The 18,835-nt window shown below is 68.4% G+C and carries 22 protein-coding genes; 8 read left to right on the plus strand and 14 right to left on the minus strand.

All coding sequences use genetic code 11. The features are described 5' to 3' along the window. Nucleotides 1-55: 55 nt before the first annotated feature. Entirely contained in the window at nt 56-1,756 is a 1,701-nt protein-coding gene (locus tag U3A55_RS08315) for a hypothetical protein (RefSeq protein ID WP_330991024.1), read from the plus strand. A 1-nt stretch (nt 1,757) separates the two neighbouring features. Here the strand turns inward: U3A55_RS08315 and U3A55_RS08320 are convergent, their stop codons facing one another. Genes U3A55_RS08320 through U3A55_RS08335 form a run of 4 tightly spaced genes read right to left on the minus strand, consistent with a single transcriptional unit; the run spans nt 1,758 to nt 6,009 of the window. Beyond that, nucleotides 1,758-2,282: a hypothetical protein gene (locus U3A55_RS08320; RefSeq protein ID WP_330991025.1), complete on the minus strand. Its 525-nt coding sequence runs from the start codon at nt 2,280-2,282 to the stop codon at nt 1,758-1,760. Next, nucleotides 2,282-3,478: a hypothetical protein gene (locus U3A55_RS08325; protein WP_330991026.1), complete on the minus strand. Its 1,197-nt coding sequence runs from the start codon at nt 3,476-3,478 to the stop codon at nt 2,282-2,284. The genes U3A55_RS08320 and U3A55_RS08325 overlap by 1 nt, the downstream gene beginning before the upstream one ends. After that, on the minus strand, nt 3,471-4,454 hold the full coding sequence (locus tag U3A55_RS08330; protein WP_330991027.1) for a hypothetical protein: 984 nt from the start codon (nt 4,452-4,454) through the stop codon (nt 3,471-3,473). Before U3A55_RS08330 ends, U3A55_RS08325 begins: the two co-directional genes overlap by 8 nt. A gap of 1 nt (nt 4,455) precedes the next feature. Continuing rightward, nucleotides 4,456-6,009 (minus strand): hypothetical protein, encoded by a 1,554-nt coding sequence (locus tag U3A55_RS08335; RefSeq protein ID WP_330991028.1) that lies wholly within the window; start codon nt 6,007-6,009, stop codon nt 4,456-4,458. Between the two features lie 86 nt (nt 6,010-6,095). Here U3A55_RS08335 and U3A55_RS08340 point away from each other — a divergent pair, with 86 nt between their 5' ends. Beyond that, a complete protein-coding gene (locus U3A55_RS08340; protein WP_330991029.1) occupies nt 6,096-6,251 on the plus strand; it encodes a hypothetical protein in 156 nt (51 codons plus the stop codon). On the opposite strand, the gene U3A55_RS08345 is transcribed toward U3A55_RS08340, so the two are convergent. The 3 genes from U3A55_RS08345 to U3A55_RS08355 form a co-directional block, all read right to left on the minus strand. After that, nucleotides 6,239-8,044 (minus strand): SPFH domain-containing protein, encoded by a 1,806-nt coding sequence (locus U3A55_RS08345; RefSeq protein ID WP_330991030.1) that lies wholly within the window; start codon nt 8,042-8,044, stop codon nt 6,239-6,241. The genes U3A55_RS08340 and U3A55_RS08345 overlap by 13 nt on opposite strands. Before the next feature lie 80 nt (nt 8,045-8,124). Further along, nucleotides 8,125-8,892 (minus strand): hypothetical protein, encoded by a 768-nt coding sequence (locus U3A55_RS08350; protein ID WP_330991031.1) that lies wholly within the window; start codon nt 8,890-8,892, stop codon nt 8,125-8,127. A gap of 165 nt (nt 8,893-9,057) precedes the next feature. Then, nucleotides 9,058-9,396 (minus strand): DMT family transporter, encoded by a 339-nt coding sequence (locus U3A55_RS08355; RefSeq protein WP_330991032.1) that lies wholly within the window; start codon nt 9,394-9,396, stop codon nt 9,058-9,060. A 110-nt stretch (nt 9,397-9,506) separates the two neighbouring features. On the opposite strand from U3A55_RS08355, the gene U3A55_RS08360 reads away from it, so the two are divergent. Next, on the plus strand, nt 9,507-10,286 hold the full coding sequence (locus tag U3A55_RS08360; RefSeq protein WP_330991033.1) for a TrmB family transcriptional regulator: 780 nt from the start codon (nt 9,507-9,509) through the stop codon (nt 10,284-10,286). Here U3A55_RS08360 and U3A55_RS08365 read toward each other — a convergent pair. Both U3A55_RS08365 and U3A55_RS08370 read right to left on the minus strand, forming a co-directional pair. Then, the gene (locus U3A55_RS08365; protein ID WP_330991034.1) at nt 10,283-11,809 is read right to left on the minus strand and encodes an amidohydrolase; all 1,527 of its coding nucleotides are present in this window, start codon (nt 11,807-11,809) and stop codon (nt 10,283-10,285) included. The genes U3A55_RS08360 and U3A55_RS08365 overlap by 4 nt on opposite strands. A gap of 46 nt (nt 11,810-11,855) precedes the next feature. Next, nucleotides 11,856-12,173, minus strand: a complete 318-nt coding sequence (locus U3A55_RS08370; protein WP_330991035.1) for a thiamine-binding protein — start codon at nt 12,171-12,173, stop codon at nt 11,856-11,858. A gap of 91 nt (nt 12,174-12,264) precedes the next feature. Here U3A55_RS08370 and hmgA point away from each other — a divergent pair, with 91 nt between their 5' ends. The 3 genes from hmgA to U3A55_RS08385 are packed head-to-tail and all read left to right on the plus strand — an operon-like array spanning nt 12,265 to nt 14,074. After that, nucleotides 12,265-13,479, plus strand: a complete 1,215-nt coding sequence (hmgA, locus tag U3A55_RS08375) for a hydroxymethylglutaryl-CoA reductase (NADPH) (protein WP_330991036.1) — start codon at nt 12,265-12,267, stop codon at nt 13,477-13,479. A 60-nt stretch (nt 13,480-13,539) separates the two neighbouring features. Continuing rightward, nucleotides 13,540-13,686, plus strand: coding sequence for a hypothetical protein (locus tag U3A55_RS08380; protein ID WP_330991038.1), 147 nt, complete (start codon nt 13,540-13,542; stop codon nt 13,684-13,686). A 46-nt stretch (nt 13,687-13,732) separates the two neighbouring features. Further along, entirely contained in the window at nt 13,733-14,074 is a 342-nt protein-coding gene (locus tag U3A55_RS08385; protein ID WP_330991039.1) for a hypothetical protein, read from the plus strand. On the opposite strand, the gene U3A55_RS08390 is transcribed toward U3A55_RS08385, so the two are convergent. Together U3A55_RS08390 and U3A55_RS08395 are read right to left on the minus strand one after the other, a co-directional pair. Then, nucleotides 14,075-14,602: a DUF5817 domain-containing protein gene (locus tag U3A55_RS08390; RefSeq protein WP_330991040.1), complete on the minus strand. Its 528-nt coding sequence runs from the start codon at nt 14,600-14,602 to the stop codon at nt 14,075-14,077. It lies immediately after the preceding gene. 32 nt (nt 14,603-14,634) lie between these two features. After that, nucleotides 14,635-15,075, minus strand: a complete 441-nt coding sequence (locus U3A55_RS08395) for an NUDIX hydrolase (protein ID WP_330991041.1) — start codon at nt 15,073-15,075, stop codon at nt 14,635-14,637. Nucleotides 15,076-15,142: 67 nt separating this feature from the next. Here U3A55_RS08395 and U3A55_RS08400 point away from each other — a divergent pair, with 67 nt between their 5' ends. Then, nucleotides 15,143-15,481 (plus strand): cupin domain-containing protein, encoded by a 339-nt coding sequence (locus tag U3A55_RS08400; protein ID WP_330991042.1) that lies wholly within the window; start codon nt 15,143-15,145, stop codon nt 15,479-15,481. Nucleotides 15,482-15,517: 36 nt separating this feature from the next. On the opposite strand, the gene U3A55_RS08405 is transcribed toward U3A55_RS08400, so the two are convergent. The 3 genes from U3A55_RS08405 to icd all read right to left on the minus strand — a co-directional run bounded on the left by U3A55_RS08405 (nt 15,518) and on the right by icd (nt 17,461). Then, entirely contained in the window at nt 15,518-15,640 is a 123-nt protein-coding gene (locus U3A55_RS08405) for a hypothetical protein (protein WP_330991043.1), read from the minus strand. A gap of 152 nt (nt 15,641-15,792) precedes the next feature. Next, entirely contained in the window at nt 15,793-16,080 is a 288-nt protein-coding gene (locus tag U3A55_RS08410; protein WP_330991044.1) for a translation initiation factor, read from the minus strand. 124 nt (nt 16,081-16,204) lie between these two features. Then, nucleotides 16,205-17,461, minus strand: coding sequence for an isocitrate dehydrogenase (NADP(+)) (icd, locus tag U3A55_RS08415; RefSeq protein WP_330991045.1), 1,257 nt, complete (start codon nt 17,459-17,461; stop codon nt 16,205-16,207). A gap of 108 nt (nt 17,462-17,569) precedes the next feature. Between icd and U3A55_RS08420 the strand changes: the two genes are divergently transcribed. After that, nucleotides 17,570-18,523, plus strand: coding sequence for an isoaspartyl peptidase/L-asparaginase (locus U3A55_RS08420; protein ID WP_330991046.1), 954 nt, complete (start codon nt 17,570-17,572; stop codon nt 18,521-18,523). Nucleotides 18,524-18,835: the final 312 nt, after the last annotated feature.

An 18,835-nucleotide genomic window follows, 5' to 3' on the forward strand; every position in this document is an offset into this window, starting at 1 on the left:
CGGTGGCGGGGAACACTTTTGCGCGTCGGCGTGGACACTCCGACGAGTTCAGGAGATGACGAGTCCCACCGACCGCATCGACGACATCACCGCGTCCGTGGACGCCGTGGTATCCAGGGACCTCGACGCGCTCGCCGACTGGTCAGCGTCGGAGCGCGTCGACCGGTACGAACGGCTCGCGGACGAAGAACGCGAGTTCGTGGCAGCGTTCACCGGCCCGCACGCGGACTTCCTCACCGACGCGGAGCGTGCTCGCATCCGCGCCGACATCGTGCTCGCCCGGCTCTTCCTCGCAGCGAGCTTCGACGACGAATCGCGTCCCAGCCCGCTTGACAGCGAGTTCTCGGACCGAGAGCTTCAGGCAGTCGCGGACTTCGACCGCTACAAAGCGTTCGACGCGCTCGACCCCGACGGCGTGGCGGATAGAATCGAACGCATGGACGGCGAGCTCTACGAACTCGTCCGGGACTACCACGACACGCAGCTCGCGGACCTCGACGCCCTCCTGACCGCCGACGACGTCCACCGTGACGTCATGGACCGGCTGGCCGACCGCTACCACGACCGCCTGGAGACGGTTCGGGCGGGCGTGTTCGCGTACGTCGAGTCACACGGACTCACTCGCGCGATGGACGAGGTCGAGTCGGCGGTTCGGGCGACCGCGGACGCGGCGGCGGAGCGCCGTGCCGCCACGGAACCGCTCGACGGGCGCGTGAGCGCGGACGACGCGGACGCGCTCGACAGCTACGTCGAGACGCTGAACGAGCGCATCGAGAGACTCGACGACACGAGACGCGACCTCGACGCACTCTCCGTGCCCGAGGACTCCGACGCGGGCGCGGTCGTGGACGCGGAGCGAGAGCGTCTCGACGACGCGAGACGCGACCTGACGGCGGCGCGGTCGCGCGCGGCGCTCGAACGCGACCGCCGCACCGCCGCCACCCCCGGCGAAACCGTCGCGCCCGTGTCGGCGTCGCTCGCACGCGTGTTCGAACTCGACTACCTCGGCCGGTTCGACACGTCGATGCGGGACGCGGACACCCTCGTTACCCCGGACGGCTCCGTAACGGCGCCCGCGGACGAGGCGGGCGAGAGCGCCGTACGCGACGCTCGCCGGTTCTTCGAGAACCGCGATGTCGACCCGGACGCGATGCCGCGGAACCGCCACGTTCGCTACGAACTCGGGAACGACGGCGTGTTCTCGTTCGCGCGCGACCCGACGTTAGTCGTACAGGTCGCGTGCCACGCGTCCCTCGACGCCTACGTTGACAGCGGGTTCGACGACCGCCCGGCCGGCCTCCGAGACGTACTTGACGTGCTTGCGCCCGTCGTCGAGGACGCGGAACGCGACGACACGCACTACCTCGTCGCGGTCGCGTCGCCGACCGGCTGGAGCGCTGACGCCCGGGAGACGGTTACCGGCGACACCCCGCGGTCGCGGTTCGGCGCGAGCGTCAGCGTCTGCCTCGTCGACCTCCGCGAGGGCGCGCTCCACTACGACGACGGCGACCCGGTCGTCGACGAGAACAGCCACCTCTTCGAACACGGCGTGGACGACGAGCGCATCGACGAGTGCACGGCCGCCGTCAGGGAGCGCGTCACCGACCCGTCGGCGACCCACGTCCGCCTCGCGGATGTCGCAGCGGACGGGTACGCGGACCGCGTCGTCCGCCGCGCGTTCGACCGGCTCGCGGCGGACGGGTACGGAACGGTCGTCGATGTCGAGGGACACGGGCTCTGTCTCAGCGCGGACTAGCTCACTGCTCGCGCCCGCACTCCGGGCACGTCGCGGCTCCGCCGAGGTCGGTTCCACAGTACACGCAGAACGACTGGCCCGCGTCGCTTCCGGACGGCTCGGCGGATTCACGAGGACCGTCGTCGGTCGCGCCGACGCGCGAGTTCTGGACGACGGAGTCCTCGACGGTCGCGCCGTCGCCGTCCCCGCCGATAGCGGAGTCCTTCACGACGCTGTCGCTCACCGTCGTGGACGCGTCCGTAACGGTCGTCGAATCGTCGGTGACAGTCGTCGAGTCGTCCACGGACACCGACGTCGTTGACTCCACGGACTTCGTCTGGTCGCCCGAGACGACATCACCGCTTCCCGACGAGTCGACGTTCGAGAGCGCGTCCGCGACGAGGTCGTCGACGCCGCTCGCGTCGTCGCCCGTGCCGTCATCGCTCGGTTCGGTGCCGACACCGGGGTCGGAGACTTCCGGGTCGTCGCCCGCACAGTCGGGGCACGTCCCCGTGTAGACGCGGTCGTGATCGGCGCAGTACGGCACTACTCCTCACCCTCGTCGTCGCCGATGTCGGAGCGGTTCACGACGGAGTCCTCGACCGTCGTGGATTCGTCAATCTCGGTCGTGGATTCGTCAATCTCGGTCGTGGACTGGTCGATCTTAGTGAACTCCTCCTGCGACACCGTCTTCTCCTGGTCGCCGACGACGATGTCGCCCTCGCCCGCGTGCTCGATGGTCGGCGTGCCCTCCGCGCCGAGGTCCGCGTACCCACCGTACCGGAACTGTTCGACGTCCGGCGGGTCGGCGCGGAACGACCGCACGTGTCGTTCGAGCAGCGACCGGACGTACGCGTGCTCGGATTCGGACTCGTTGACCGTGCGCCACGCTCGCGACGCCACCGCGCCCTCGCCCGCGTCCCGCACGTCCGCGCTCGTGAGACAGTCACCGGCCGCCCAGAGGTCGTCCTCCTCGAGCATCCAGGGGCCGACCGCGACGCTGCCGAGGTCGCCGTCGTCGCTCACGGTCGCGAGCGTCGCGGAGTCGAGCACAGCGACCTCGTCCGCGAGCACCACATCGCCGTCGAGCGACCTGACGACAGGGTTCACGACCGCAGTCTCCGCGCCGAGCGTCACGTCGTCGCGCGCCACGACGGAGAACGCGAGCAGCGAACTCGCCTCCAGCAGCCCCCGGGACTTCACATCCCCGAGGACGACGAGCGGGGCGTCCGCTCGCACCGTGTTCTCGGCGATAACGTTCCCGTACACGACGAGCGGGCGGTCAACCGTCACGTGGGACGCGACGATATCGCCGTACACGACGACGGGGCGTTCCGTCCAGTCGTCGTGCTTCGCGTCGGCCGCCTCAACTGCGACCTCTCCCTCCGAAATGACCGACCCGCTGACGCGCGCGCCGACGAACGCCGGGTCGTCGTCCTCGCCTTCGAGCGCGGCGTGGCGTGCGCCGCCGTGTTCGATGACGACGCGGTCCCGGCCGAACACGGTCCCGTCAACTTGGACGCCGTACTTGCAGTCGACCTCCTGTGCGTAGATACCGACTTCCTCCTGCGGCCGGTACACCGCGCCCTTCTCCAGCGTGACCTGCCAGTTCAGCTGCCGGAACGCGTTCTCGCGCGGAATGAGCGGCTCTTCGCACGTCTGGTCGGCCTTCACGGTCGCGAAGTTCGTGTTGTCAGTCTCGACCTTATCGGACGTGATAGCCCCGCGGAACTCGTCAGTCATCCGCGCTCACCCCGGTTCGCCGCGACCGGAGTTCGTACTCGTCGAACGCCTCGCGGAACCGCTCGCTCGTGGCGTCGTCCGGGAGGACCGACGCGTCCGAGAAGGCGCGGTCCTCATCAGCTAATCCGTCCCGGACCGCGTCCCGCTGCACGTACTCGGCGACCGTGTCGGTCAGGTCGCCGTACGCGTGCGTTCCGTGCTCGGAGAGGTAGCTCGCGTACGGGGACGACCGCGTCGGCCGGTGCTCGGGGCTGTCGCGTTCCAGCACCGGTAACACCCGTATCTCCTCCGTGCCGTTCCGCTCGATACCGACAACCCAGAACGGAACGTGAACGCTCTGCGCGCCGGACACCCCGGAGACCGACGTCTGCAGGGAGTCGATTGTTTTCGCGGTCCCCTCGCGGTGCGCGAGGAAATCGTCGATGGCGTCCATGAACTCCGTTCGGCTCTCCGAGATAGCTGTGAGGCGGTCGTCGTACGTCTCCGTCGCTGGCTCGGCGAGGTCCTCGCTCACCGAGGTCACGCTCTCGCGGCGTTTCACGACGTCCGCAAACTCCTCGGACACCTGCTCGAACGCGTCGTTCTCCGTCGATATCGAGTTCAGGAACCGGTCTTTCAGCCGGCGGATGCTCTCCTGGTAATCCCGCAGCACGTCGCTGATACGCTCCTCGTACTGGCGGCGTTTCTCCTCGACCGTCTCCTTCAGGTCGTCCTTCAGGTCGGCGGTCGCTTCCCGCTGCGCGCGCGCCTTCGTCCGCTCTATCTGCGTGACGCGGTTCTCCAGCTGTTCGATGTTGGTCTGCAGGGACTCGATGGATTGACGCGTGCGCTCCAGTTCGTCCGAGACCGTGGTGTCGAGCGAGTTGACTTGGTTTTCGAGCCCGGTCGTGTCCACGTCCACGCGACTCCCGATGCGTTGGGCAAGGTCGCTCGAACTCCGCTTCGTGAGTTCCACCGGCTGCGTGTCGTCCGCCATCTCAGAGTTCCTCCTCGACGGTTCGCGCCGCCTCGTACTCCGATTTCACCGTGCTGTACTCCCGCTCCGCCGCGTCCTTCATCTGCTCGAACTGGCTCACGTCTATCATCTTCTGTTCTTTGTTCTGCCGGATGTCCTCCGCGTCGCGCTCCAAGTCGTCCACGCTGTCCATGATCGGTTCGCGGAAGGAGTAGAAGAGGCTGCGCCACACCTCCCCGAACACGACGCCGTCGCGGTGCACGCTGTGCGTCCCGTCACCGTCGTACGCTCGGTCGTACGTGCCGTCCGGTCCGATGTCGGGCGCGGTCGTGTACGCGTCCGCGAGGTCGTCGTTCAGTGTCGGGATGCGGTTCTCGATGTCCGCGCGTATCTGCTCCGTGAACGACCCCTCGCCGTCGACATCGAGTCGGTCGAGGTCGCGGTCGCTCAGCGCTGTGCCGAGACTGCCGGAGTCCGGGCTCAGTATCTCGCTCGTCAGGTCGAGTTCGTCGTCGATGGCGGCGAGGCGGTCCGCGTGCTCGGCCGCGTCGACGTGTTTTTTCACGCTCTGGTCGAGCGTTCGCTCGTACGCGTCGAAATGCTCGGTGAGTACGCGCTCGTTCTGCTGGAGGCGTGACGCGACGGAGCGTGACAGGGAGTCCACGCGGTCGCGGTGAGCGCGCGCCTCGTCGAGGAGGTCGCCGCTCGTCGCCTGCTCTTCGAGTCCACGAATCGTCGAGACGACGTTCTCGCTCTCCGCGAGCGAGTTCGTCGTCTCCACCGCCGGGAGTTCGTTCGTGTTCAGGAACGTTCCCTGGTCACCGGCGGTCGAGAGGCTGTTCGACACGGTATCGTTCGCGTGCACCCGAACCTGCACGGATTCAGTGTGGAGGTCGCGCGCGATTGCGGCCATCCGGTCGATCTCGTCCGTCAGCGGTTTCTCCAATCGGCCGTGCTCTCGCACGCCGGGCGCGATTTCGCTCGCGACAGCGGGGTCGAGGACGCCCGCGTCCGATAATCCGTCGTCGTAGACGCTCGCGGCGTCCGCGAGCGCGCTCGACGCGTCCGCGAGCGCGGCACCGTCGACATTCGCGAGTTCCAGGTCGGTGACGGGCGCGGCGTTCCGCCCGTCGAAAATCATGTGTCGGTCGCCGTACGGGACGAGGTGGAACGGGTACGTCACCTGAGAGATGAACGAAACGCTCCCGTCGGGTTCGTTCTCCGCGAGGTTCTGTTCGGCGTCTTCGATGGCGTCTTCGGCGTTCTGGTACTCGCGGTACGCGTACGCCGCCGAGGCAGCGGCGGTGAGGACGCCGACAACCGCCCCGATAAGGGCGAACTCGAGGAAGACGCCGGCGACGAGGACGAGCACGCCGATAGCGACCCCGCCAGCGCCGAGTTTTCGCATACGGTCGCGGCGGTCCTCCGCGTCCGCGATGTCGTCCTCGTAGCTCGCGCGACGTTCGAAAAACCCGCCTGCCGCCGTGTCGAATGCGCTCGCGAGGACTTCGGTGCTGGCGCGTGCCTCGTCGACACCGTCCCCTCGTTCGATAATCCCTGGTAGCCTGCGTGCCATTGTGTAACAGAGTAATGTCTGATAACGTGATAGATAAAGCTAGGGTGGGAGAACGCTTACCCGGGGACGGCGTGAACGTTTCGAGGATGCAAGTTCAGATCCAATCGTTCGACTACGACGCGACCAAAATAGCCGAGATGGAAGACAAACTCAACACCGTCCTGTCCCACTACGACGTGGTCGACACGACGATAACCCGGCGCGAGGACGAATTGCTCGTGTTCGTGTTCTACGAGGAGTGAGGGAGTTCCGCGCGGCAGGACGTACAGAAGTTGTTTCCAGGCGGCTGTTCCGAGCCGCACTCGGAGCACAGCACGGTCTCCCGGCCGCCACTCGGCTCGGCGGCCCCACCATCCGATCCGCCGGGGTCTCCCCCCTGCACGATAGTCGTGTCACCGCCGCTCGACCCCGAATCCCCGCTGACGATGACGTTGTCCGACGTGTCCTCGGCGGCCGCTGACGCCGCGTCCCCCATCTGGTCCATCGCGGTCTCCGTCGTCGACTCCATGCGGTCCATCGAATCCGACGCCATCTCCTTCAGCTCCTCCCGGAACTCCTTCTGGTCTTCCACGCGTTCTCGCTCCTTCTCGGCGCTGTTCGCCTCCTGCCGCGCCTTCGCTAGCTCGTCCGAGTTCTGCGCGCCGAGCGAGTCGAGTTGGTCGGCGGAGAGGTTCTCGGCCTTGTCCATCTTCGCCAGGTCGGTCATTCCGTCATCGGTATCGTCGAGGCTGGCGAGCGTCTGCGCGTCCACGTCGTCGCGGGCGTCGAGGCGTTCCTTTTCGAGGTCGAGGTCGTGCTCCTCGCGGTCCATCTCCATCTCCTGCTCGCGGCGCTCGCGCTCGAGCTTCTGCTCGTCCTTCTTCGACTTGACATCGAGCAAGTCCTCCATCTCCGAGACGTCCTGCTCGTGCTCGACCTCCCGGCGCTCCACCTCGCTCTCCGTCCGCGTCGTCTTCAACTCCTCCTCGTGCTCCACGGTCTCCCGTTCGGCCGTGTGTTCGTGTTGGCGGCCCGCGTCCTCGACCTCGTGGCGCTGTTCCTGTCGCTGCCGTTCGAGTTCGTGGTCCGCCGACGCCTCGGCGGACTCCTCGCGGAACTCCTGTTTGGTCTCGTGGACCGAATCCTCGGTTTCGCGCTCGCGCTCGCGGCGGTCGAGCCGGGACTCGTCGTCCCGGATGTCCTCGCGTTCCTCCCGGACCGCCACGTCCCGCTGGTCCGACCGAATCTCGTCGCGGCCGTCGTCGTAGTCGAACGCGCGGAGTCGCACGAGGGAGAGCCCGAGGTCTGAGAGCACCGCGCGGCACTCCTCGTCGATGTCAGACTGGAGCGATTGCTTGACATCGCGGTTCCCGTAGAGGTTGTCGCGTTCGACCGAAGAGAGCGTTGCGCGAACCTCGTCACGGAGCGCGTCCTCCAGCAGGCGCTTGACGGCTTCCGTCGTGACGGCGTTCCGGTCAGCCATCGCCGCGCGGAAGAACGCCTCGGCGTCATCGAGGGACACGTCGAGGTCGACCGTGACGGAGACGGGGAACCCGTCCGCGGTCCGCACGTCGTCCACGGTCAGCGACAGCGGCACGTCGGCGTCCTCCACGAGCACGACCGTGATGTCCTTCGAGCGCCGGCGTTCGAGCAGTCGCTCTCCGAGACTGTCGAGCGTGTGTTTGCCCGGGCCGAGCGCCTTCACGAGTTCGCCGTGTTCGAGGAGTAACGCCCGATTACCGGCCTCTATCTGCACGCTCTTCTTCTGCGTGAGGCGGCCGATGAGACCGCCCTCGCCGAGCACGTCCTCGTCGACGCGTTTCGCGAGTTCGTTGTCCGCGAGCCGCATCGACCCGTCCGTCCGCCCCTCCGCCGGACTGCCGTCGTCGGCGGCGGACGGCAGGACGAGCTCGACCCCGCAGCGACCGCAAAACCCCTTCTCTCCGCCGTAGGATTGCCCGCAGTCCGGACACACTTTCGTGAGAGGGTCGCCGCACGAGCCGCAGAAGTTCCCGCCCTGTACCGTATCGCCGCAGTGTGGACACGTTGATGGCATCGTACTCACCGGATCGGGGGCATCGCCCCAGTTTTGCTAGACACTCTGTAGCGTATCCCTTAAGTTTTGTCTCCGTAGTGTCAGATGTCGGCGTCTGCGCGCCGGTAGAGGCGAACGACCCGGTCGGCGACCGCCCGAATCCGGCGGCGGCGGTCCTCGTCCATCGGCGCATCCGAGAGGGCGGCCAGCTGCGAATCGAGACTGGCGAGGTCGTCCAGTACGTCCGCGTACGCGCCGTCCTCCACGGGGTGTTCTGCGACGAACTCGCGCAGTTCCCCGGCACGCTCCCGGGCACTCGACCGACCGTCGTCGGCGGCCGCCGCAAGGTGTTCGGCGAGCGACTGCGCGAGATACGCGTCGGCCCCACTCTCGGACCCCGAACTGCTCGGCGTACCGCCCGCGTCGAGAGTGTGAAGGAGGTCCTGCGCGCGCTCGCGTTCCCGCCGCCGCGTCGCCCCCGTCGCCACCTCCGTGAGCGCGTCCCGGACTGACTCCCGAACGCCCGGGTCGGCCGTCTCGTCGGCGACGCGGGCGAGCGCGTTCAGTGCGTCGAGCCGGTCACGCCCCCGCCGGTCGCCCGTTGCTATCGCACGCAGCGTCTCCACTGTGGCTGCAGCGCGCGGGGAGTCCGCCGTGAGGTCGACGAGCGTCTCGCGCGCGGTCTGCCGTTCCGTCGACCGCATCGCGTCCTGCGCCACGGTGGAGAGCGTGCGCAGTATCCGTTCTCGGTTCGCGTCCGTTGCGTCGACGTAGAGGTCGTTGAGCCGGTCGAGCGCGCGCTCGCGTTCCCCGCTGTATCGTCCGTCCCGAGCCGTCTCACAGCAGGCGGCGACGGCATCGTCACCCACGACCCACCACCACGAATCCAGTGTGAGCCATTGACACGACCTCACGACGCGACCGGCATGGTTCTTTGGGTGGGCGACGCGCTCCGAGATATCGCGCCGACCCTGCTCTCGCTGCTCGACGTCGAGAAACCGGCGGCGATGACGGGTGCGTCGCTGCTTGAGTAGTCAGTGCGCTGGCGTGTAGGCGTCCGAGAAGAGGGCGAGAACCACGACGCCGGCGACGATGAGCGCCATCCCGGCGACGCCCGCGAGGTCGAGCGTCTCGTCGAACACGAGGACGCCGACGCTCGCAGTGGCGACGATACCGAGCGCGGCCCACGTCGCGTACACGACGCCGACCGGGAGGTCGGTGAGGACGAGCGAGAGGAGGTAGAAGGACGCGCCGTACCCGGCGACGACGACGAGCGACGGCGCGGGGTCGGTGAACCCGTTCGAGAGTTTGAGGGCGGTCGTTCCGACGACTTCGGCGGCGATGGCGGCCACGAGGAGGAGCGGGGCACGCATGAATTGAGGTGGGGCCGGGTGGAACAAGGCTGTTTTCGAACGCCGCGCCACTTCCAGTTCGTTCATTGACACCGCCACCTACTTCGTTCCGGCCCGGCGTAGCCGGTGACGTGTCCCGACTCACCGAACTCGGGCTGTCCGCCTACGAGGAGAAGGCGTACCGGAGCCTGCTCGGACGTGGACCGCTCACCGCACGCGGCGTCTCGGAGGCGAGCGGCGTGCCGATGGGACGCGTGTACGACGTGCTCAACGGACTCGCCGCCCGCGACCTCGTGACGTCCCGCGGGGACGACCCGACGCGGTACACCGCGGTCGACCCGAAGGCGGCGACGGACCGATTGCTCGCGGAGCGACAGCGGGAACTGGACGAGCGCGCGGCGCGATACGAGCGGCTCGCGGACGAACTCGGCAGCGAACTCACCGCAGTCGCACCATCGGAAGGCCGGTTTTGGACCGCGCCGCTCGGGAGCGACGCGGCCGTCTCGCTCACCCGGCGGGCGTTCGCGAACGCGGACGAGACGGTGCGGTCCGCGATGGCCGAACCGTACGCCGCCGCACCGTGGGAGCGCTACGAACCCGAGATGCGCGCGTTCGACGAAACGCTGGGAACCCACACGGTTCGAGCGCTGATCGACGAGCGCGTGCTCGACGGCGCGCCGCGACGGGTGCGCGAGCGGTACCGGGATCGAGAGGAGGTCGACATCCGCGTGACGACCGATCTCGCGGTCACGTTCGACCTCGTGGACGACGCCAGCGCGTACGTCCACTTCCCCCACCCGCTCGACGACGGCGACCGCCTCGGCGCGGTCGAAGTCCGGGACGGCGACCTTCTCGTGCGCCTCAGCGACCTGTTCGAGCGCGCGTGGACGGCCGCGGACCCGCTCGACTAGCGGTCCTCGTAGACGACCTCGCCGTCCACGATGGTGTACGTCACGTCGATGTCCGCGATGGACCCGGGGCGCTCCCAGGGCGACCCCTCCAGAACGACGAGGTCTGCTTCCTTCCCGACCTCGACAGTTCCGAGTCTGTCCTCGTCGAATCCGGCGTAGGCCGCGCCGCTGGTGTACGCGCGCAGCGCGTCGGTGACGGAGAGCCGCTGGGTTTCCTCGGGGGGGTTGACGGTCTGGTGGACGCCGAACAGGGGGTCGATGGGCATCGAGTCCGAGGAGAACGCGAGCGGCACGCCGGCCGCGAGGTAGGCGGGGAAGCGGTTGTTCTCGTCGCGGCGCGCGGGGCCGAGCCGCGAGTCGTAGAGGCCGCCCTCGCGCGACCACTTGAGGAAGTTCGGCTGCATCGAGGCGACGAGGCCGAGGTCGGCCATGCGCTCGATTTGGTCGTCGGTCGCGAGTTCGAGGTGTTCGATGCGGTGGCGCGCGCCCGCCGGGTCGTCCGTCTCCGTGAGGGCGTCGATGGTCTCCTCGATGGCTTCGTCGCCGATGGCGTGCACGGCGAGCTGGAACCCCGCGTCGTCCGCGTCGCGGACGAGGTCGTGGAGTTCCCGGGGCGGGACGACCCACTGGCCGGAGCCGTCGCCGTCCGCGTACTCGTAGCTGAGTTTCGCGGTGCGGCCGCCGAGGCTGCCGTCGGTGAAGGTCTTGATTGCGCCCGTGCGGACGAACTCGCTGCCGTGGTTGGTGGAAAGACCGAGTTCGCGGGCGGCGTCGAGGTGGTCGCTCCAGTAGTTCAGGCGGACGCGGAGCGCGAGGTCGCCGGCGGCTTCGAGTTCGCGGTAGACGCGGGGGGCGTGCGAGCGCCGAACCATGTCGTGAACGCTGGTCACGCCCTTCTCGTGGGCGTCTCGCTGGGCGGCGAGGAGGAGGTCCGCGGTCTCCGCGGGGCCGGGTTCGACGGCGTTTCGAACGACTTCAGCGGCGTCCTCGACGACGACACCGGTGGGTTCGCCGCCCGCGGTCTGCACGTCGCTCTCGGGGAGGTCGGCGCGGAGGCGGTCGAGCGCGACGCCGTTGAGCGCGGCGGTGTGGAGGTCCTCGCGGAACGCGACCACGGGACGCTCGGTGCTGACTTGGTCGAGGTCGTCGCGGGTGAGGTAGCGCGAGTCGTCCCAGGTGGATTCGTCGAAACCGAACCCGAGGATCCACTCGCCGCCGGTGTCCGAGTCGCGGAGGATGTCGACGGCGTCCGCGGGAGAGGTGGCGTCGCGGAGGTCGCCGCGGAGGCGGTGGCGGCCGACGGTCTCCATGTGGACGTGCGCGTCCACGAACCCGGGGAGGAGGACGCGGCCGCCGAGGTCGATTTCGCGGGTTTCGACGCCGTTCAGGAAGTCGATTTCGTAGTCGGAGTCGACGCGGACGATTTCGCCGTCGCGGACGGCGACTGCCTCGTACGTCTCGTCGGGGTCGGTGAGCGTGTGAACCTCGCCGTTGGTGAGGACGAGGTCTGCGGCCGCTGTCATACCCGAGCGTGGGGCGGCCGCGGGCAAAGACGTTCGGGAAAGACGGCTACTCGCCGCCGCGGGCGTCGCGGCCGAGGTGGTGTTCGACGCGGTCGACTTTCTCGTCGGCGTCCAGCGTCTCCTCGCGGTAGTGGTCGATTTTCAGGGTCGTGCCGACGCGGCTCGCGTCCACGGCTTCGTGGGCGGCCTGCGCGGCGGCGAACACCTCGCTGAGCGACTCGGATTCGATGGTGGTCTCCATCGGGTGCGTCTCGTAGCGCACGTCGTAGTCGTCGAGGGCATCCACGGCCTTCGCGATTTCCGCGTCGAAGTCAACGTCGGGGCTGTCCACGGGCGACACCGAGAGCATCGCGGTCACGGTCATACCACACCATCTTACTACTGGGTGATATAGCTGTTCGTCGGGGCGGCCGGGAAGGACAACCGTTAGGGTCGCCGCCGGGGAATCCCGGGGTATGAGTGACGTTTCCGACCTCGCGGACCGCGTGCAGTCCGGCGAGCTCCGGCTGTACGAACTCGAAGACCACGCGGACGAGGCGACCGCGGCGGCCGCCCGCCGCGAACTCCTCCGCCGGGAGACCGAGAGCGACCCCGACGCTGTGGGCGAGTTCTCGTTCGACGCCGGGGACGTACACGGGTCGAACATCGAGAACCTCGTCGGCGGCGTGCAGGTACCCCTGGGTGTCGCCGGGCCGGTGTCGGTGAACGGGGAGGCCGCCGACGGCGAGTACTACCTCCCGCTCGCCACGTCGGAGGGCGCGCTCGTCGCGTCCGTCAACCGGGGGTGTTCCGCGATTCGGGCGGGCGGCGGCGCGACCGCTCGCGTTCTGAAGAACGGGATGACGCGCGCGCCGGTCTTCCGCGTCGCCGACGTGGCGGAAGCGAAGGCGGTCGCGGAGTGGGTGCGCGAGAACGAGGACGCGCTCGCGGACGCCGCGGAGTCCACGACGAGCCACGGCGAACTCCAGTCCGTCACGCCCTACGTCGTCGGCGACTCCGTCTTCCTCCGCTTTTCCTACGACACGAAGGACGCGATGGGGATGAACATGGCCACCATCGCCACCGGCGAGGCCGCGGACCTCGTCGAGGCCGAGACGCCCGCGGAACTGGTCGCGCTCTCCGGCAACCTCTGTTCCGACAAGAAGCCCGCCGCCATCAACGCCGTCGAAGGCCGCGGCCGCACCGTCTCCGCGGACGTGCGCATTCCGCGCGAGGTCGTGGAGGAGCGGTTCAACACGACGCCGGAGGCCATCGAGGAGGCGAACACGCGGAAGAACCTCGTCGGGTCGGCGAAGGCGGGCGCGCTCGGGTTCAACGCGCACGCCGCGAACGTCGTCGCCGCGATGTTCCTCGCGACCGGCCAGGACATCGCGCAGGTCGTGGAGGGCTCGAACACCATCACGACCGTCGAAGCACGCGAGGACGAACTGTACGCGAGCGTCAACCTCGCGAGCCTCGAAGTCGGCACCGTCGGCGGCGGGACGAAACTCCCGACGCAGGCCGAGGCGCTGGACGTGCTCGGCGTGCGGGGCGGCGGCGACCCCGCGGGGGCGAACGCGGACGCGCTCGCGGAGGTCATTGCGACGGGCGTGCTCGCCGGCGAACTCTCCCTCGTGTCCGCGCTCGCGTCGCGGAACCTCTCCTCCGCGCACGAGGAACTCGGGCGATAAGTTTCACTTTCACCGCGCGTCCGGCGCGACTTTATTTCCCCGAAACCAGTAGTGGACGGTATGCCGGAGAAGCCACCCACCGATAGCGGCGGCACCCCGCTCCCGGACACGCCGAGCGTCCGCTACCTCCGCGTGCTCAAACTCATTCTCACCGTGCTCCTGCTCGCCGTGACGCTCTACCAGGCGCTCACGGGCGCGCTCCTGTAGGCCCGACTGCCGAAGGCGTTATGTCCGCACGGGGACGTGATACGACATGAACTGGCGTCTGTTCGCGAAAGTCGTCGGCGTCTACGGCGTGCTTGCGGCCGGCGCGACCGCGGGCGTCCTGTTCGCCGTAGCGTCGTTCGCGGGCGTCGCGCTCCCCTGGGTGTCCATCGGGCTCGTGCTCGGCGGCGGCGTCCTCGTGGCGTTCTCGCTCGGCCGGACGGACGTGGGCGTCGACACCGCGAGCACCGGCGCCGAAACGGGATTCAGCGGCGGGAACGCGGCGCAGTACCGGCCGGACGCGCTCCCGCTCGCCAGTCGCGTCGTGTTCGCCGTCTACTTCGCCGGCCTCGTCGCCTGGGGCGCGGCGACATTCCCGCTTGTCACGTAGTCAGAGCAGTCGATAGACGCCACGCGACTCGGAGACCTCGCCCGAGCGCGCGAGTTTTTCGAGCGTCCGGCGCGCGTACTCCGCGCCCACGCCGTGGTCGGTGCAGTAGTCTACGATGTCGTCCTCGGTTGGCTGGTCGAGTTCCCGGACTGCTTCGCGGACGCGCTCTTTCTTGCTCACCGACCCGCCGCTCCCACCGGATTCGGCGCGGTCGCCCGCGGCCGCGACCTCGCCGGGGTCGATACCGGCGGCTTCGAGGTACTCGTCGTCGTCCACGACCGCGTCCTCGGCCGCGTCCCCCATCTCGGCGAACGAGTCGAGGTCCGCGAACGCGTCGCCGTACCCCGAGCGGTTCGCGAGCATCGACGACCGGACTTCGCGGGCGTGGTCCTCGTCCTCCGTCGTGACGAACTTCCGGCGCTTCGAGAACTGCCGAGTGGAGCCGCAGCGCGGGCACTCCGTGGTCTCGGGGCGGCCTTCGACGATCCAGAGCGCGCTGCACTCGCTGCAGCCGACGACGGCGTACACGCACCGAACTCCGCCCTCCCGGGGTTTGAACGTTAGGACTGCCGGCGCTCGATACGATGGGCGTCCACGGCGTCGACGTAGTCGGCGGTGAACTGGGGCGCGTCCGGGTGGTCGCGCACCTCATCCGGGGTGAGCCAGTGCACCGCCGCGACCTCGTCGGGGTCGCGGGGGCGTGCGGTTCCAGAGGCGTACTCCGCGAGGAAGACGGTGTTGACGACGCGGTCGTCCGGCGTCTCGAACGCGCTGTTCGTCACGTACGCCACCAAGCCGACGGTGACGCCGACTTCCTCCTCGACTTCGCGGCGGACCGTGGCTTCGAGCACGTCGCGGCCCTCCGAGACCTCGACCGTCCCGCCGACGAGCGCGAGCGCGCCCGCCGCGTGCTCCTCCGCGGCCGCGCGCTCGACGACCAGGTACTCGCCGTCACGGTGGACGGCCGCCTCCGCGTTCACGACGTAGTGGGGTGCGTCCATACGCGAGCGGGAGCGGGAAGGCACTTCAGTCGAACTGTTTAGGGCGGCGGGCCGCCGTCGTGGACGTATGGAGACGCACGACCTGTCCGCGGAGCGCATCGTCGAGGCCGTCGAGGGCGTCTACCTCGCGGAGCTCTCCGCGGGCGAGAACATGAGCGTTCAGCACTTCCACATCCAGCCGGGCGCGAGCGTCCCCGAGCACAGTCATCCCCACGAGCAGGTGGGGTTCGTGTACGACGGCACGCTCGCGTTCGAGGTCGAGGGCGAAGAGCACGTGGTGACGACCGGCGAGTCGTACGTGATTCCGGCCGACGAACCGCACGCCGCGCGGGCCGTCGGGGACACGCCCGTGGACGGCATCGACGTGTTCAGTCCACCCCGAGAGAACCCCGACTGGAGCGAATAGCCCGATACCTTAACCGAGTCTCAGTAGTCCTCCGGGCTACTGGCGGACCTGTAGCCCGTCCCGTCCGGCGTCCCCGAACCGGACGGGCTTCTCGACGTCGTCGAGGGATCCAAGAGGCCCCCGCAGGGGAACGAGACCGCGCTCGACGCGAAACTTCACGCTCGTGCGCTCTCCCGAACATTGGCGTCACCGTCCGTCTCGTGGACGAAATCGAGGAAGTCGCGGGCGTCCCAGCCGACGAGCGCGAATGGGAGTTACGTCGCGGACAACATCGTGTTCCTGAGTTACGTCGAGACGGGCGTTCGACTGGTCTACTCCGCGACGGAGAACCCGCGCTCCTCCAGCAAATCGCGCACACGGTCGGCGTGGTCGCCCTGCACCTCGATAGCGCCGTCGTCGACGGTGCCGCCCGCGCCCAGGTTCGACTTCAACTCCGACGCGAGCGCGGAGAGATCCACCGACTCGTCCTCGAACCCCTCGACTATCGTCACCGGCTTATCGTACGTCCGACGCTCGACACGCACCGTCAACTGCTGTTCGGCGCGCGCCAAATCCTCCTCGATACCGGGAACGTTCTCGAAGACGTCGTCCTCACTCACACCCACGACTACACAGCCGAGCCTCAAGAAAAACAGGGTCGAATCGGCCGACGCCGCTACCCACGACTCGCTTACGCCAGCTCGTGAATTTCGCCGAGCGAAGCCCGGCTAACCCACGACTCGCTTACGCGAGGTCGTGGATCCGGTCGATGATTTCGTCGGCGTACTCGCTGGCCGCGAGTTTCTCGCCGCCCTCGACCTGGCGTTCGAGGTCGTAGGTGACGCGCTTCGAGGAGATCTGCTGTTCGACGGCGTCGTGAACGAGGTCCGCGGCGTCCTGCCAGCCGATGTGTTCGAGGAGGATTTTCCCGGAGAGGATGAGCGCGCTCGGGTTCGCCTTGTCCTTACCGGCGTGCTTCGGTGCGCTGCCGTGAACGGGCTCGGCGAGGAAGCGGCCGTCGCCGATGTTCGCGCCGGGCGCGATACCGAGGCCGCCGATCTGGGCGCCCGCGGCGTCGCTGAGGTAGTCGCCGTTGAGGTTCGGCATCGCGAGCACGTCGTAGTTCGACGTGCGCGTGAGGAGCTGCTGGAGCATGTTGTCCGCGATGCGGTCCTTGACGACGACTTTGTCCTCGGGGGCTTCGCCGTCGTACTCCTCCCAGAGGGTGTCCTCGTCGATGGTCTGCTCTGGGAACTCCTCCTCGGCGAGTTCGTAGCCCCAGTCGCGGAACGCGCCCTCGGTGAACTTCATGATGTTGCCCTTGTGGACGAGCGTGACGGAGTCACGGTCGTTCTCGATGGCGTACTCGATGGCCTGGCGGACGAGGCGCTTGGTGCCGAACTCGCTGATGGGTTTCACGCCGATGCCGACGGGGCCGTCGTGGATGGTGGAGTCGAAGCCCATCTCGTCCTCGACGAACTCGCGGACCTGCTCGACTTCCTCGGTGCCGGCTTCCCACTCGATACCGGCGTAGACGTCCTCCGTGTTCTCGCGGAAGTTCACCATGTCCATCTCCTCGGGGTCGGAGACGGGGGAGGGGACGCCGTCGAGGTAGTAGGTCGGCCGGATGTTCGTGTAGAGGTCGAGCTTCTTGCGGAGCGCGACGTTCAGGCTGCGGAAGCCTGCGCCGACGGGCGTCGTGAGCGGGCCCTTGATGGAGACGCGGTAGTCCTTGAGGGCCTGTACGGTGTCCTCGGGGAGGTTCTCGCCGTACTTCTCGCGGGCGGACTCGCCGGCGTACAGTCGGAACCAGTTGATGTCGCGGCCGGTCGCTTCGGCGGCGGCGCTCAGTACGTCCTGCGCGACGGGCGCGACGTCCTTCCCGATGCCGTCCCCGTAGATAATGGGAATGACCGGGTTGTCGGGGACTTCGAGACCGGACTCCTCGTCGAACGTGATCTTCTCTCCCTCGGTGGGAGCGTCGATCTGATCGTAGCTCATCTCGCCTTGAAAATTCCGTGGAGCGCGTAAAAGGACTGCTGTTTCCGCGCGACGCGGCGGTCTTCCGGAAGCCGACGGTTTATCAGCGCCGGTTCGAAACCACTCCGCATGAAAGTCATCGTGCACGGCGGCGCGGGTGGCGCGCCCGACGAGCCGGAGCCTCGACAGGTGGTCCTGGATGACGCGGCGGCCGCGGGCGTACGCGAGGACGACCCCGTGGACGCGGTGGAGGCGGCGGTGCGCATTCTCGAGTCCGACGAGCGGTTCAACGCGGGCGTCGGCGGCGCGGTGCAGTCGGACGGAATCATCCGCACCGACGCGGGCGTGATGACGAGCGGGCGGGGCGACAGTCCCGCCGAACGAGCGAACGGGGAACCCGTGAGCCGGCGGAACGCGGGTGCGGCTGCGGGGATGCCGGGCGTCGAGCACGCGGTGTCGGTCGCGCGCGGCGTGATGGAGGAGACCCCGCACGTCTTCCTGAACGGCGTTCACGCCGTCGACTTCGCAGACGACATCGGCGTCGGTACCGAGGTCGACCTGTGGACGGAGCGGTCGCGCGAGCAATGGGACGACCTCGACAGCCACCCCGACGGCAGCCCGCTCGAACACGTCGCGTGGCTCGAAGACAAGTTCGGCGGGAGCCCCGACGAAGCCGACGACGAAGCCCCCTCGGCGGGTCGCGGCGACGAGCACGACCACGACACGGTGGGCGCGGTCGCGTTCGATGGGGATCGTTTCGCGACGGCGACCTCGACGGGCGGCCGGTGGCTCGCGCTCGCGGGTCGAGTCGGTGACGTGCCCCAGATCGGCTCGGGATTCTACGCCGCCCCCGCGGGCGCGGCGTCCGCGACCGGCGCGGGCGAGGACATCGCGAAGACGACGCTCACCCGGCGCGCGGTCCGCCACCTCGAATCCGGGCTGGACGCACAGGCTGCCGCGGACCGCGCAATCGACGAGTTCGCGGAACTCACCGGCTCCAGCGCCGGCGTCATCGTCCTCGACACCGACGGGAACGCCGGCCGAGCGTACAACTCGGAGGCGATGCAGACGAGCACGCGATAGCGGTGCGGCAGCGGTCTTTTCCCTCCAGGTTTTGCAGCCGAACGGAGTGAGGCTGGAAAAGGTGGCGATGCAGACGAGTACGCGATAGCGGCGCGGCAGCGGTCTTTTCCCTCCAGGTTTTGCAGCCGAACGGAGTGAGGCTGGAAAAGGTGGCGATGCAGACGGCAATCGACTCGTAGCGAGATGGTAGCCGCTCGTGGCGGTGCGGCCGCGGCGGTGCGGTTGCGATTCACTCTCGGTTTCGTTCGGCGCGGCTTCGCCGCGCCGCCTTTTTGGTCCAGATTTTTCGAGGAGCGGTCGGCGAAGCCGACC

The sequence above is a fragment of the Salarchaeum sp. III genome, assembly GCF_036418315.1.
GTDB lineage: Archaea > Halobacteriota > Halobacteria > Halobacteriales > Halobacteriaceae > Salarchaeum.